Source organism: Croceivirga sp. ABH4_376 (genome assembly GCF_056160685.1).
In genome coordinates this window covers 128,306-141,962 of record NZ_JBSWXQ010000001.1, presented here as the reverse complement: position 1 = coordinate 141,962, position 13,657 = coordinate 128,306, and the positions used below count along the sequence as shown (strand labels likewise).

Annotated in this window: 13 protein-coding genes; 7 read left to right on the top strand and 6 right to left on the bottom strand. The window is 36.5% G+C overall.

All coding sequences use genetic code 11. From position 1 onward, the window contains the following. Positions 1-65: 65 nt before the first annotated feature. From ACXAGS_RS00570 to ACXAGS_RS00560, 3 genes are read right to left on the bottom strand one after another with little or no spacing between them, the layout of a single operon-like run. Positions 66-203 carry a hypothetical protein gene (locus tag ACXAGS_RS00570; protein ID WP_474903658.1) on the bottom strand — a complete coding sequence of 46 codons (138 nt, stop codon included), beginning with the start codon at positions 201-203 and terminating at the stop codon, positions 66-68. Further along, a complete protein-coding gene (locus tag ACXAGS_RS00565; RefSeq protein WP_474903656.1) occupies positions 193-600 on the bottom strand; it encodes a hypothetical protein in 408 nt (135 codons plus the stop codon). The genes ACXAGS_RS00570 and ACXAGS_RS00565 overlap by 11 nt, the downstream gene beginning before the upstream one ends. Further along, positions 587-1,132, bottom strand: a complete 546-nt coding sequence (locus tag ACXAGS_RS00560) for an RNA polymerase sigma factor (RefSeq protein WP_474903654.1) — start codon at positions 1,130-1,132, stop codon at positions 587-589. The genes ACXAGS_RS00565 and ACXAGS_RS00560 overlap by 14 nt, the downstream gene beginning before the upstream one ends. 134 nt (positions 1,133-1,266) lie before the next feature. Between ACXAGS_RS00560 and ACXAGS_RS00555 the strand changes: the two genes are divergently transcribed. Then, positions 1,267-2,241: a polyprenyl synthetase family protein gene (locus ACXAGS_RS00555; RefSeq protein WP_474903652.1), complete on the top strand. Its 975-nt coding sequence runs from the start codon at positions 1,267-1,269 to the stop codon at positions 2,239-2,241. A 21-nt stretch (positions 2,242-2,262) separates the two neighbouring features. Here the strand turns inward: ACXAGS_RS00555 and ACXAGS_RS00550 are convergent, their stop codons facing one another. The 3 genes from ACXAGS_RS00550 to ACXAGS_RS00540 form a co-directional block, all read right to left on the bottom strand. Further along, on the bottom strand, positions 2,263-3,414 hold the full coding sequence (locus ACXAGS_RS00550; RefSeq protein ID WP_474903650.1) for a lycopene cyclase family protein: 1,152 nt from the start codon (positions 3,412-3,414) through the stop codon (positions 2,263-2,265). Positions 3,415-3,439: 25 nt separating this feature from the next. Continuing rightward, a complete protein-coding gene (locus ACXAGS_RS00545; protein WP_474903648.1) occupies positions 3,440-4,378 on the bottom strand; it encodes a TerC/Alx family metal homeostasis membrane protein in 939 nt (312 codons plus the stop codon). 106 nt (positions 4,379-4,484) lie between these two features. Further along, positions 4,485-6,761 (bottom strand): TonB-dependent receptor, encoded by a 2,277-nt coding sequence (locus ACXAGS_RS00540; RefSeq protein WP_474903647.1) that lies wholly within the window; start codon positions 6,759-6,761, stop codon positions 4,485-4,487. 193 nt (positions 6,762-6,954) lie between these two features. On the opposite strand from ACXAGS_RS00540, the gene ACXAGS_RS00535 reads away from it, so the two are divergent. The 6 genes from ACXAGS_RS00535 (at position 6,955) to ACXAGS_RS00510 (ending at position 13,645) form a co-directional block, all read left to right on the top strand. Next, positions 6,955-7,611, top strand: coding sequence for a metal-dependent transcriptional regulator (locus tag ACXAGS_RS00535; RefSeq protein WP_474903645.1), 657 nt, complete (start codon positions 6,955-6,957; stop codon positions 7,609-7,611). Further along, positions 7,612-8,433 (top strand): ZIP family metal transporter, encoded by an 822-nt coding sequence (locus tag ACXAGS_RS00530; RefSeq protein ID WP_474903644.1) that lies wholly within the window; start codon positions 7,612-7,614, stop codon positions 8,431-8,433. Between the two features lie 126 nt (positions 8,434-8,559). After that, the gene (locus ACXAGS_RS00525) at positions 8,560-9,588 is read left to right on the top strand and encodes an endo alpha-1,4 polygalactosaminidase (RefSeq protein WP_474903642.1); all 1,029 of its coding nucleotides are present in this window, start codon (positions 8,560-8,562) and stop codon (positions 9,586-9,588) included. 118 nt (positions 9,589-9,706) lie between these two features. After that, the gene (gene pelF / locus ACXAGS_RS00520; RefSeq protein WP_474903640.1) at positions 9,707-11,254 is read left to right on the top strand and encodes a GT4 family glycosyltransferase PelF; all 1,548 of its coding nucleotides are present in this window, start codon (positions 9,707-9,709) and stop codon (positions 11,252-11,254) included. Continuing rightward, the gene (locus ACXAGS_RS00515; RefSeq protein ID WP_474903638.1) at positions 11,254-12,855 is read left to right on the top strand and encodes a hypothetical protein; all 1,602 of its coding nucleotides are present in this window, start codon (positions 11,254-11,256) and stop codon (positions 12,853-12,855) included. The genes pelF and ACXAGS_RS00515 overlap by 1 nt, the downstream gene beginning before the upstream one ends. 13 nt (positions 12,856-12,868) lie before the next feature. After that, positions 12,869-13,645: an endo alpha-1,4 polygalactosaminidase gene (locus tag ACXAGS_RS00510; protein WP_474903636.1), complete on the top strand. Its 777-nt coding sequence runs from the start codon at positions 12,869-12,871 to the stop codon at positions 13,643-13,645. The last annotated feature ends 12 nt before the right edge of the window (positions 13,646-13,657 follow it).

The following is a 13,657-nucleotide window of genomic DNA, read 5'->3' as shown; positions in this document are numbered from 1 at the left end:
ATGCGGAAACTTTGAAAACAAAAAAAGTTTCCTCGGTTTTTACCTTTTTTTAACAGAATGGTAATCTATTGGGTTTTTAATTGCTGTTCCTGGTGCTTTTCCTCTTCATTTTTAGCAGGTTGTATTTTGTGTTTGGGTATAGAGTAGAATCCTAAAAACTTAAAAACACCCAATGCGGAAGTTGTTTTAATTTTACTCATCATGGTCTATTTTTTTGCGTTCTACGTAAGCCTTGTAAGCTGCTTCCCCTTCTTCTTTCCAATATTCATCATAAAATTTCCAATCAGAAAAGTCTTTGCGCATATCACATTGGGCTTTCCATTTTTTCTTTTTCTTGTGCTTTTTAGGTCTGCACTTAGAGCCTTCGCCCCCAAATCCAAATAGTATTTTGGCCAGAACAAATAGGCCTAATGCTTGCCAATAAGTTATGGTTTGCCAGCCAAATAGGTCTGGGGCCAACCAATTCCATAACCGCATTAAAACATAAATGGCCAAAGCAAAAAGCAAAATGCCAAAAACAATGGCTGCGGTTATCTTTAGTGCTTTTTTTACATAGTTTTCCATCTTTTTTTCCATGTATTGTTCGTTAGTGGTTTTCATAATCCAATTTTTTATTTTGTTCTAATTTTTTTAGTAGAATAGACATGGCCCTATGCCTTCTAGACATTAGCGTACCTGGTGCTATACCCGTTTTTTGTGCAATTTCTTTGTAGGTATAGCCTTCAAAATCAATTGCTATTATAATGTCTCTATACACGGGTTTCAGATCAAATAGGGTCTGTTTTAATCTTTCTTTTGTAGCATCAGAATATGCTTCAGCAGAGTCGGTATAAAATCGCTCACTAAATTCTGTCCATAAGCGTTCCAAATTGTTTTCATCATAATCCTTGGTTTTTCTTGTACGTAGCGTATCTATTATTTTATTTCTTACCGCATTGTAAACAAAAGATGCTATGTTGTTAATGGGCATGGCATCATCTTGTCTAGAAAAAACCTTTAAGGCCACATCTTGTATAATATCTTCGGCATCGCTATCTGCCGTATCGTTAATACGGTAGTACACGTACCTTTTTAAGGATTGGTATTCTTCCTTAAAAAAATTAGACAATTGTATGTGGTTGTTGTTTTTCAATTGGTTGTTTTGAGGGTTACCTCATTTATAAAGACGATACTTTTTTATTCTATTGCATTATTTTCTATTGTTTAGACGATTGGTTTCGAAAATTGTTAATGTTTTTGGATGTATTTTTGGGCAAAAAGCCATTTATGCACCGTTTGCAAGACTACCGCGAAACCTTTTTGAACTATCTAAAAGAAAATGCTACCCACAAAGAACCAATACAGTTGTATGAACCAATTAATTATATATTGGAACTTGGTGGTAAACGTATGCGTCCTATTTTAACCTTAATGGGATGCGAGCTTTTTGGGACCGATTATAAAAAAGCTTTGCCCGCGGCTATGGCCGTGGAGGTCTTTCATAATTTTTCTTTGGTACATGACGATATTATGGACGATGCGCCTTTACGCCGTGGTAAAACCACCGTTCATGAAAAGTGGGATGTTAATACAGGTATACTCTCTGGCGATGCCATGCTGATTATTGCTTACCAATATTTAGCGCGGTATAATGCAGAAATGCTAAAAGAGCTGTTGGTATTATTCAACACCACCGCTTTACAAGTTTGCGAGGGCCAACAATATGATGTTGATTTTGAGGTAAGGGATGATGTAACGTTGGATGAGTATTTACATATGATAGCTTATAAAACTTCAGTTTTGGTAGCGGCCGCTTTACAAATGGGCGCTATTGTTGCCGGGGCTTCTGCCAAAGATCAAGAAGCTATATATGCCTTTGGTAAAAACCTTGGTATTGCTTTTCAATTACAAGACGATTATTTAGATGCATTTGGAGATCCAGAAAGCTTTGGCAAGCAAGTAGGTGGAGACATTATTGAAAACAAAAAAACCTACTTGTACATTACTGCCATGCAAAATGCCAAAGGTGAAGACAAAAAGAGCTTGCAACAATTATTTAGCCTGCAACCAGAAGACAGCCAGACCAAAATAGAAACGGTAAAGGCTATTTTTGAAAAAAGTGGAGCCGTTACCGCCATACTTACCGCGGTAGAAGAATATACCCAATTGGCTTTTGACCAACTTAAACATATTAATGTTTCAGATAGTAGTAAGGATGCTTTATTGGCTTTTGGTAAAAGTTTGATGACCCGTAGAGTTTAAGCAAGGTGGACAGATAAAAAGTTAGGTTTTCTGCTTATGAAAAATCCTTTTAAATAGCGCGTTTAAAAAAGGCATTTTAGGACAGGCCCAAATAAGTTGTAGATCTTCCCAAAGGTTGGTTTCTTCGTCTAAAAATTTTAAAATGAGTTTGGAATTTCGTTTTTGGAACATACTACCAAAAATGATGCTCCCTAAATAGTTCTTTTGGTCTAGAATATCTAATAATAAAACATCATAAAACCAGAATTTTTTCTTTGGTTTTAATTGGTTTAAGGGTTGCTTGTTTTTAATTACGGAAATCACTTTTTCTACCTGTTTTGTGCTGTTGTAAAAGGTATAACCCGTACTTGGTTTTGCCCAGCCGCCTGCAACGCCAATTTTTAAGTAATGCGTCTGGTTTTCAGTATAAAACGGATGGCATGTCATGGGTATATTGCCTTTTTCTTTGGCAACAATTTTAAATTCTAAAATGCCCATTTCCCGCAAATAATCAGAAATGGCTTTTTCGTATTCTTTGGTATCTAATGGTGCGGCAGAAAATAAAGTATACTCCACTAAGGCTTCGGTTTGTGAAAAAGGGAGTACATACATAAATCGTGTATTGCCTTTTTGCGGTACGCTAAAATCCATAAAAGTGGCGGTATCTGCATTAAAATGCGGCAACTTTGCTTTAATATGCCAACCGATAAAGTGCTGTTGCAAAACCGGATATTTGCTTTGCTCTAGTAATTCTTTATAGTCAAACCTACTATCAAAAATATAATCCGCATTAATAGGCTCCGTACTATTTTCGATAAATAGCTGTCGGGTTTTGACTGCTATTCTGGTAACTCTGTCTTGTAAAAAATGTATGTTTTTTTTCGCTTTAAGCTCGGGAATCAATTGTTTATAGAAATCAATTCCCCTTATCATTTTATAGCGGTAAGGACTAATGGATTCTACCTTATTAAAAGTATTGGTTTTAAATTGTATGGTGCTCCATTGTTTGTGGGTAAAAGAATCTAATTCGCTTTCTCCTTTTTCCCAAAAACACCAAGTTCTGTCGTTTTCCGTTTTTTCGCTTTTATCTAGTACCAGAATAGATGCATTATCAAAAAAACCATCTTTGGCCATTGCTTTAAGTAAAAGCAAGCCTGCAGCGCCTGCACCAACAATTACGTAGTTATAATGCATTTGTTAAAGGTACAAAAGCAACACTTTACTTTTTTGAGCGAACCATGGAAACCCAAATGCCAATAGCCAAAGAAATGGCAATCACGGTAAGGGAAATCCATTCTGGAATCTTTAACCAATTGGCTAACATCAATTTAAACGCAACAAAAATTAGAATTGCAAAAACACTGTATTTAAGATAGTAAAAGCGTTCTAACATATTGGCTAAGAAAAAATAAAGGGAACGCAACCCCATAATTGCAAAAATGTTAGAGCTAAAAATAATATATGGATCTGTGGTTATGGCCAAAATTGCAGGAATGCTATCCAGTGCAAACAATAAATCTGTAAATTCTATGGTAATTAGTGCGCCGAATAATGCGGTAAAAACCCTTTTACCATCAATAGTGGTGCGGAATTTGTCACCATCTATAACATCAGAAATATTAAAGAATTTTGCGATGCCTTTATTTTTCTTGTCCTTGTTTTTATCCAGGTCTTCTTTTTTGAACATGCTTATTGCCGTATACAATAAAAACAGCCCAAAGATGATGGTTACGTTATGAAATTTATTGATCAACAATAAGCCAAAAGCAATTAAAATTGCCCTAAAGACTATGGCTCCTAAAATGCCCAAGAAAAGTAATTTATGTTGGTATTTAAGAGGGATGTTGTAACCGGTAAATATGATGGCGATTACAAAGAGATTGTCTACACTTAAGGAGAGTTCTATTAGGTAACCAGAAATATATTTAAATACCGCTTCTGAAGCTGGTATTTCCGTAGGGTTGGCAACCATGCCGTTTTTATAGAAATAGTAAACGGCACCCGTGAATAAAAGCGCATTGGAAACAAAAAATAGGGTTTCCCATAAGGCTTTTTTATTGGTGACTATCTCGTTCTTTTTATGAAGTACAAAAAAATCAATAAAGAGGAGTAAAAGCACATGGCCAATGAGTATAAACCAAGGAAGATTTTCTTGCATTTTTCTATAAAAATTTAATCAAATTTAATTGGTTTTAGGTTATGTAAAGCGCCCTTTAGCGCAAATCTTTTATTGTAAAGCGCAAACCAATAAGATAAATAGTTGATTAGTTTATAGAATAGCGAAGGCCAAAAAAACCACGTATACCTTGGTTGGGACCATAAACATAACTTGGATCAAAAGTTAGGGCATAGGGGTTATCTTGCGTAGCAATTACCTCTCCGTTAGTATCAAATTGAACGTCCTTGTCAAATGGGTCGTTGGCACGGGCAATAATAAAGGGGTTTCCTTTATTTGGTGTCCAATTTAAAAGATTTTTCACACCAGTGTAGAGTTCAAAATTAGTCCATCCTTTAAAGGTAAATTGTATGTTTTGTATGCTCCAAGTAGGCGAGTATTCGCTTCTAGGGTCAAGTTCACTTAACAAGGGTAAACGCATGGGGCCATATACATTCCCCGTATAGTCTACACTTAAATTGAGTTGGCGAAAAGTATATGAAGCATTCCAGGTTCCAGAAAACCGCTCTGTTAATATTTGTTGCTTTTTAATACCATTTTCTTTGTTGGTAACATCTTGATAGGTAGCTCCAAGTAAGAATTTTAAACCGTTTGGTAAAACAATATCCAAATTTGCAGACGCCCCTTGAGAGACAGAACTACCGTTTAGGTTATCATAAATGATTTTGTTTGGATCGGTATCATAATCTGGTAGAATTTGATTGCTAAACCGGGTATGAAATAATGAGGCATCCAAACCAATGAACATGCCGCTATCCATGTAAACCTTTTTTAGGTAGTTGAGGTTGAAATTGAGGGATTTTTCAGGATTCAATTCTTCCGTAATTACTACTTCTCTAGACCCTGTTAATGCAGCATGGTCTTCCGTAAAAAGGTTTACTACCCTAAAACCTGTTCCAAAGTTAAACCGGATTATATCATTGTCGGTAATTTTGTAACGATAAGCGCCCCTTGGTGTAAGTATGCTGCCATGACGTTTATCATAGTCATAACGGATACCTCCTAATAGCGCATGTTTTTGATCGATTTTGAATTCATCTTGAAGAAAAATACTTGGAATCCAAATTTCATCTGCAAAGTTCCCTTGAAGATTAGTCGTTGCAGGGGTATTGTCGTCATAATAATTGTATCGTAACGCAGTACCCAATAAAATATCATGTTTACCTAGGGTTTTATCCCAAGTTAATTGTCCAAAGCCTATTCTTTGGTCTGCCAAATACGGCACATTGCCATAAACAGAATTTTGATGATGGTCGTTATAAGAAACCGAAAGCAATACTTTTTCATTTATTGGTAACTGATATTTTCCAATAACCTCCCAACGACGGGTATAAATACTTTCGCCGTAAATTTCGTCGCCCCCTCTAAATTCTGGTGTCCACTGTAGTTCTCCACCCCATCTGTCTTCGTAAAAAAAGCGGCCGGCCAAAGAAAATATTCGGGCATTTTCCCTTTTAAAATTCCATTTTTGAAATACAGAAATCCGGTCTTGTAGTGTAAGATCAGTGAAATTATCGTTATTGTTATCCGTAGGGGTATCGTATTTAAAATAATTTAATCCTATTAAAGCATCGGCTTTTTTGCCCAAGCTGAATTTAGTGCCTACATCTAAGTTAAACTCTCCCCAACTAGAGCCAAAAGAATCGGCAAAAAAGCTGGGAGCCTCAGGGGTATACTTGGTAATTATATTTATTAAACCGCCTACTGCTTCGCTACCGTATAAAGTAGATGCCGGTCCTTTTACCACCTCTATCTGATCTATAAGGGAGTTGGGTATACCAGACAAACCGTATACCGTGCCCAGTCCGCTAACAATGGGCATACCATCAATTAAAACCAAGGTGTAAGGACCTTCTAAGCCATTTATATGGATGTCTCCAGTGTTGCAAACATTGCAGTTAATCTGTGGTCTAACACCATTTACATTTTGTAAGGCTTCAAAAACGTTTGGGGTAGGGTTTTGTTTTAAAAAAGTAGGAGAGTACACCTCTACCGGTACAGGACTATCCATTCTATTTACGGCTTTTAAGGTGCCGGTAACAACTGTTTCGTTTAGATTTTGTGCACTCGCTACAAGGTTAAGATTTAAAGTAAGTGTTTCTCTGTTGGCTACGGTGATTATCTTTTTAAAAGTTTGGTAGCCTATCGCAGAAGCGATTAAAGTATAGGTTCCTGGCTTTACATTGATTAAAATATAATTGCCGTTTTCATCAGTGGCGGTCCCGGTTTGGCTGTCTTCTAAATAAATGTTTACAAATGGTACAGGACCTTCCCTGTCAAAAACGCTGCCTTTAACAGTTGCGGTTTGAGCTAAGGCACTAGTAGCGAATAATATGATAAGTGCAAAAAATAGATTTTGCTTCATGTAAAATTAAATTTAGACAAAACTAAAAATACTATTTGATAAATAAAAATGTATTTTTGTGTCAATTCAAACCAAAGATGTTATTTCCTGTACTATTATATTTGGATTAACTAAAAAGTGTTTGTTTTGTGCTCTTAACCTTTAGTTGTTGAGATTATTTAATACTGATTATTAGATGCTAATAAAGTAATTGATGACCCGTTCCGAAGAAAACTATTTAAAGGCTATTTATCATTTAGGCGGCCATAAAGAGCAGAGCATTAGTACCAATGCATTGGCAGAAGAGATGGATACCAAACCGTCTTCAGTTACGGATATGGCCAAAAAGCTGGCAGAGAAATCGCTTGTTAACTATATAAAATATCAAGGTGTTTCTTTAACCGCCAATGGAAAAAAGACTGCCCTGTCCATTATTCGTAAACATAGGCTATGGGAGGTGTTTTTAGTAAAAAAGCTTGATTTTACTTGGGATGAGGTACATGAAGTTGCCGAACAATTAGAGCATATTAAAAGCGAGAAGTTAATTGACAAAATTGATGAATTGTTAGAATTTCCTAAATACGATCCACATGGGGATCCCATACCTACAAAAGATGGTGAATTTCATGAGCGGGAAAAACAATTATTGAGTGAGTTAACAACCCAACAAAAAGGTATTTGTGTTGGGGTAAAGGATACCTCTAGCGCATTTTTAAAATTTTTAGATAAAAATCAAATAGCGTTAGGGCACACTATTGAGGTTCTTGATGTTGAAGATTTTGATGAATCTTTACTAGTTAAAATAGATGGCAAGGAACTACATATTTCTAGCCAAATTGCAAATAACCTATACATTAAAAAAGAAAATTAAATGGAAGCAATTGTCTCCTATTTTGAAAGTATAGACCCAATTTTAGCAGCTTTATACGCTACCCTATTTACTTGGGGTTTAACCGCCGCAGGTGCGGGCTTGGTTTTTTTATTTAAAAACCCTAGGCGTTCCATCATGGACGGCATGCTTGGTTTTACCGGAGGTGTAATGGTAGCGGCTAGCTTTTGGAGTTTATTGGCGCCAGGAATAGAAATGAGTCCGGGCGAAGGTTTTGTTAAGGTAATACCCGCGGCAATCGGATTTTTGCTAGGGGCAGCTTTTATTTTTGGGTTAGACAAGGTATTGCCCCATTTACACATTAACTTCAAAACTGATGAGGCAGAAGGTATTAAAACGCCATGGCATAGAACCGTTCTTTTAGTACTGGCCATTACCTTACATAACATACCAGAAGGTTTGGCCGTTGGCGTACTTTTTGGAGGGGTGGCATCTGGGTTTGAAGGAGCTACCATTGGTGGTGCCGTTGCTCTGGCCTTAGGTATTGGATTGCAAAATTTTCCAGAGGGTTTTGCCGTAGCAGTGCCCATGCGTAGGCATGGTTTAAGTAGAAGAAGAAGTTTCATGTATGGCCAGGCTTCTGCTATTGTAGAGCCCATTGCAGGTGTTTTAGGGGCTTGGGCAGTATTAACATTTGAGCCTATTTTACCCTATGCACTAGCTTTTGCAGCAGGAGCCATGATTTTTGTGGTTGTAGAAGAAGTTATTCCAGAAACCCAACAAGATAAATACACAGATATTGCTACCATGGGCTTTATTGCTGGTTTTGTTATAATGATGACGTTAGATGTGGGGCTGGGTTAGCAACTTAGAATGTAGATACTAACTTATAGTGGTTATATTAAAGTATTTCATTGTCTTAGGCTACAAATATTGATGGTGTAACTATTTGTGGTCTAAAATTTGCTTCTAACTTTGAAAGCTGAATTTATGATAGATATGCTACATAGGGGTTTTATTTTTTCAGTATTGATGGGGGTCTTTTTCCTTACCTGTTCTCAAGGCACACAAGAATTTGAAGAAGCAGTAAAGAAACCTGAAGAAGAAACACCTGTGAATGCTACCTTTTATAAGGACGAAATGCGAGCATTTGTTATAGAAATATCTCGTTACGCCAAAGAAATAAATCCAGAATTCAGCATTATTCCACAAAATGGGGTGGAATTAGTAACCTTAGATGGTACAGAAAATGGGGAGCTAGCTATGGATTATTTAAATGCTATAGATGGTCACGGGCAAGAATCGCTTTGGTATGGAGACCCCAGAGATAATTCGGCAACCGGGAATAGTAGAACTAGCTATCTATTAAACTACTTAGAAAAGTCTAAAGCAGAAGGTAATGCCATATTGGTGACTGATTACTGCCGTACCAACAATAAAATAAATACAAGTATAAGTAATGCCCAAGAAAAAGGGTTTGTTCATTTTGTAGCTACTGAGCGCGAATTAAATGTGATACCCACGGAAGCTTACGCTATACCTAATGAGAACGAAAACGATGTTTTAAAATTAATGGATGCTAGAAATCATTTGTTTTATTTAAACTACGCAGCTTTACAAACAAAAGAGGATTGGTTAACCCAGCTTACAGCAACAAACTATGACGTTTTAATTCTTGATGCATTTTTTGCGACGGAACAACAACTTACCGCGGAAGATATAACCGCATTAAAGACCAAGGCAAACGGGGGTAGTCGTAAAGTTATTGCTTACATGTCTATTGGTGAAGCAGAAGATTATCGTTTTTATTGGGATAATAATTGGGATTTTGAACCTCCTATTTGGTTGGCAGATGAGAATCCAAATTGGCCAGGTAATTTTAAAGTAAAATATTGGGAGGATGATTGGCAGAATACCATTATTTACAATCAAAACTCTTATTTAAATTTAATCCTCTCTTCACAGTTCGACGGTGTTTATTTGGATATCATCGATGCCTTTGAATTCTTTGAAGATTAGTGTTTTTCCTATAAATAAGCCCGCTACTTGCGGTTTGTAGATGTAATATGCTTATAATCCTAAAATTTTGTTATTGGGTATTTGCAGGTGGATTTTTGTAATCCATTAACTAATAACAATGCATTCCCCATCTAAAAAAAATAAGAACATACTTCTTGTTACAGAAGGCACTTACCCATACAAAAGCGGAGGGGTGTCTACATGGGCGCATTACCTTACCCAAAACATTAAAGATTTTGACTTTAGTTTGTACGCCTTAACCGCAGATGTAGAATATGAACCTATATATGATTTGGGAACTTCTGTTAAAGAAGTAGTGCAAATACCGGTTTGGTCTCCAGAAGAGCCTCATGATTGTGTGGATTATAATGAAGAATACAAGACTATTCTTATGCGTAGGGAAATGACTACCTATGAGAACGTCCAGAATTTATTTATACCTCATTTTAAAGTCTTTTTAAATAATACCTTTAAAGCATTTGCACAAACGGATACGGAGTTGGAGGCTATTAAACAGGCCTTTATTAAAATGTGGCAGTTTTTTAATAATTACGACTATAAATCTACTTTAAGGAGTGAGTCTGTTTGGAATTGTTTTAATCACTGCATAGCAAAAATTTGGCCTCAGAAAGAGTTTAACCAGGCTACCTTACAAGATATGAGTATGGGTATTCGGTTAATTTATCGGTTTTTAATCCCTTTGGCCATAGATCCACCAAAAGCAGCTATCACCCACTTAACTATTGCCGGTACTGGAATAATACCCGCCATTAAGAATAAAGAAAAATACGGCGCAAAAACAATGCTTACAGAGCATGGCGTTTTTATTAGAGAACGTATGTTGGCGATAAGCAAAACCGCCTATTCCCCATTTTTGAAAAGACTATTGATTGTTTTTTCAGAAATGCTTACGCGATTAACCTATAGGGAGTGCGACCGTATTTTGACAGTAAGTAAGTTTAATATAGATTGGGCGCTGCGTTATGGTGCGCAGAAAGAAAAAGTAGATGTTGTCTATAACGGGGTAGAAGCATCAAAATTTGTTCCTGCCAAGCATGTCAGCAAAAAAGAACGGCCTACAGTGGTGGCAGCAGCAAGAATATTCGATTTAAAAGATATTATTACCATGATAAAGGTTTGCGCAGAAGTACGCAAATCTATACCTAATGTGCTTTTTTTGGTGTATGGTAATAAAGATGCGGTTCCAGAATATACAGAACAATGCGAAAGTTTAATCTCGGAATTAGGGTTAGAAGACCATTTTAAACTTGCTGGTTTCCATAATAAACCGGAAACATTGTTTTTGGAGGGTGATATTTCTATCCTTACTTCAATTTCTGAAGGTTTTCCTTATACGGTAATAGAATCTATGAGCTGTAGTATCCCTGTGGTAGCCACAGATGTTGGTGGTGTGTCAGAAGCTTTAACAGATGCTTGTGGCTTTATATGTAAGCCAAGGGATTTTGTGGGTGTTTCAGAAAAAGTTATTACCCTTTTAAAAGACGAAACGCTGCGAAAAAAAATGGGAGAGGCCTGTAGAAAAAGAGTGTTGGAACTATTTACTATTGAACAGTTTATTGCGCAGTTTACAAAAGAATACAAATCTATGATGTTGCCTGTTTCCCAAATTGAAAGATTACCCCTAAAAAAGATTCAGTTAGCTTAATGGACACAGTAGACAGGTACAACAATTTGAGCGCTAAAGTAGTTGCTCAAGTAGGTAAACCCCAAGGATTACTGGTAGTATATGCGGCACTAGAATCTTTTGGTATACGTAACCAAGATACAAAACAAGATTACGGTTTTGACTCCTTACAAGATTTGGCGTCTGCAATTTACAATCAGATATTAGGGATGCCTGCGGAGGAGGTTAAAAATACTGCGGAAAAGGAAGAAAAAGCAACAGAGACCTACTTGCCAGTTAACGATTATTCTAAAGTGAAATTAAACTGGTTTGCTAAATATTACGGGCTTGGTTTGTTTTACTTGTTGCCTATTTTTATTCAGGTATTCGCTATTATTTATTTTAACTATTCCCTTTGGACTTATCTTAAGTTTAATATTGTACAATCTACCGCTGTAGTGCTAGGCGTAATATTTGGTTTTATAATCTCTGGTGGTTTTGTACAATTAATGGGTAGACAGGCTTTTTTCTATTGGGAGCATAAAAAATACGCCAAAACAAGACATCTCATATATTCCTATACCCAAACTGGAGTCAAACTTTTCTTAGGAGGGGTGCTCTTTTTGTTTTTAACCAATTTTCTGCTACATCTGTTTCCTTTATCCTTTATGATGGTTTTGTGTGGGTATACGTTTATGCTGGCCACCTTGTTATTAACTATTGCGCCATTCTATCCGCTTAAAAAAAGATGGGCGGTAACCATTACTATAACTTTGGCCACAATAGTAGCCTTAGTATTACACGAAGTATTTAAGGTACATGTTTATGTGAGTCATTTTTTAGGGCTTGCAGCAGCTATCACCTTTAATCTTACATTTATCTGGTATTTTTTTAGACAAAAAATTGGTGCAGATAAAAGAGAATATGAGCGTCCGTCTAAGATAAAAGTGTTTTACAACAATTATCCTTACTTTTTTTATGGAATACTGTTGTACGTCTTTGTTTTTATGGACCGTATAATTGCTTGGTCTGCTAATTGGGCCAATAATTTTAAGTTCCCCCTGTTGTACGAAAAAAATTATGAAATTGGTATGGATCTGGCCATTCTAATGTTTTTTGCTCTTGTAGGTGTTGGGGAATATGCAATTGCAGAGTTTAGTAAAAAATTAGACCAAAACCAGAAAGGATTAGCTGCTACCAACGGAAAAGTTTTTGGCAGTCACTTTAAGAAGTTGTATCGCAGCCATATTCTCATTCTTTGGATTACTGCAATTATTTCTAGCGTGGTTATCTACATTTTAGTGACAGAACCTTGGGGTTATATTGCCAAGTTTGGAGAGGAGTTGGCTACTACAAGTATGCATGTTTCCATTGCTGGTGCTTTGGGCTATATTTTCTTAAGCTGGGGCATGCTTAATGTACTTTATATGTTTACGCTTAATGTAGTAAGGCCTAGTTTACACGCTTTAGGCATTGCAACTTTGGTAAATTTTAGTATTGGTTTTGTTTTAAGCAGGGCGTTTACGCACGATTTAAGTGTGTACGGTATGTTGCTTGGGGCAATAGTTTTTACCGTGATTACCTATAGACATCTACACAATTTTTTTAATCGTTTAGACTTTCATTACAGTGCGGCCTATTAAAAAAAATATACTAATGATTACCTTTTTGAGTATGGCGGGTCTCTGGAGCACAAAAACCAAAGCACAGCAAGATTTTGTGGTGAGTTATGCAAAGGTAAATCCAGGGTTGCTACCTAATAATCTAAAGTTATTAATTGTAGAAGGAAGCTTATACAATGCACAAGAGGTAAAAGCATTAAAGGCAAAATGCAATTTGGTGCTGGCATACATCAGCTTCACGGAAATAAGTAAGGACGATGCAGGTTATAAAAATTTTGCACCGTACACCATGGGAGAAAATGAAACTTGGGGCAGTTGCTACATCAACCTAAAAAACAACCAAGCCCTGAGCCTTATGAAAGAACGTGGATTGTCTCTATTACAAAAGGGATTCGATGGGTTGTTTCTAGACACCATGGATAACGTTGGTGCTTGGGGAGATTTACCAGAATTGAAGGATGAGGTTTTATACTTAATCCATACCATAAATGAAAAGGCGAAGCCTAAAATGTGGGTTCAAAATGGTGGATTGGATCTATTGCCACAAACGCATCAACTTATAACCACGGTGTTAGTGGAATCTGTAGCTACGGATTACGACTTTAAAGAAAAAGTGTATCGATTGAGAGATCAGCAAGATTTTAATAAAAGGAAGCAACAACTTCTAGATGCTAAAAAGAATTTTAAGGTAGAAGTTTTGGCAGTAGAGTATGCTTTAGAAGAAACAATGGTACAACAAGTTCACCAGCGACTAAAGGGACTGCCAATATCTTATTTTGTTAGCAACATCGCCCTAAATCAACATAATTAATAAGCGTAACCA

Excerpts from the sequence above, each read along its gene's own strand:
- ACXAGS_RS00570 (WP_474903658.1), bottom strand. The coding sequence starts at position 203 with ATGATGAGTAAAATTAAAACAACTTCCGCATTGGGTGTTTTTAAGTTT.
- ACXAGS_RS00565 (WP_474903656.1), bottom strand. The coding sequence starts at position 600 with ATGAAAACCACTAACGAACAATACATGGAAAAAAAGATGGAAAACTAT.
- ACXAGS_RS00555 (WP_474903652.1), top strand. The coding sequence starts at position 1,267 with ATGCACCGTTTGCAAGACTACCGCGAAACCTTTTTGAACTATCTAAAA.
- ACXAGS_RS00550 (WP_474903650.1), bottom strand. The coding sequence starts at position 3,414 with ATGCATTATAACTACGTAATTGTTGGTGCAGGCGCTGCAGGCTTGCTT.
- ACXAGS_RS00545 (WP_474903648.1), bottom strand. The coding sequence starts at position 4,378 with ATGCAAGAAAATCTTCCTTGGTTTATACTCATTGGCCATGTGCTTTTA.
- ACXAGS_RS00540 (WP_474903647.1), bottom strand. The coding sequence starts at position 6,761 with ATGAAGCAAAATCTATTTTTTGCACTTATCATATTATTCGCTACTAGT.
- ACXAGS_RS00535 (WP_474903645.1), top strand. The coding sequence starts at position 6,955 with ATGACCCGTTCCGAAGAAAACTATTTAAAGGCTATTTATCATTTAGGC.
- ACXAGS_RS00530 (WP_474903644.1), top strand. The coding sequence starts at position 7,612 with ATGGAAGCAATTGTCTCCTATTTTGAAAGTATAGACCCAATTTTAGCA.
- ACXAGS_RS00525 (WP_474903642.1), top strand. The coding sequence starts at position 8,560 with ATGATAGATATGCTACATAGGGGTTTTATTTTTTCAGTATTGATGGGG.
- pelF (WP_474903640.1), top strand. The coding sequence starts at position 9,707 with ATGCATTCCCCATCTAAAAAAAATAAGAACATACTTCTTGTTACAGAA.
- ACXAGS_RS00515 (WP_474903638.1), top strand. The coding sequence starts at position 11,254 with ATGGACACAGTAGACAGGTACAACAATTTGAGCGCTAAAGTAGTTGCT.
- ACXAGS_RS00510 (WP_474903636.1), top strand. The coding sequence starts at position 12,869 with ATGATTACCTTTTTGAGTATGGCGGGTCTCTGGAGCACAAAAACCAAA.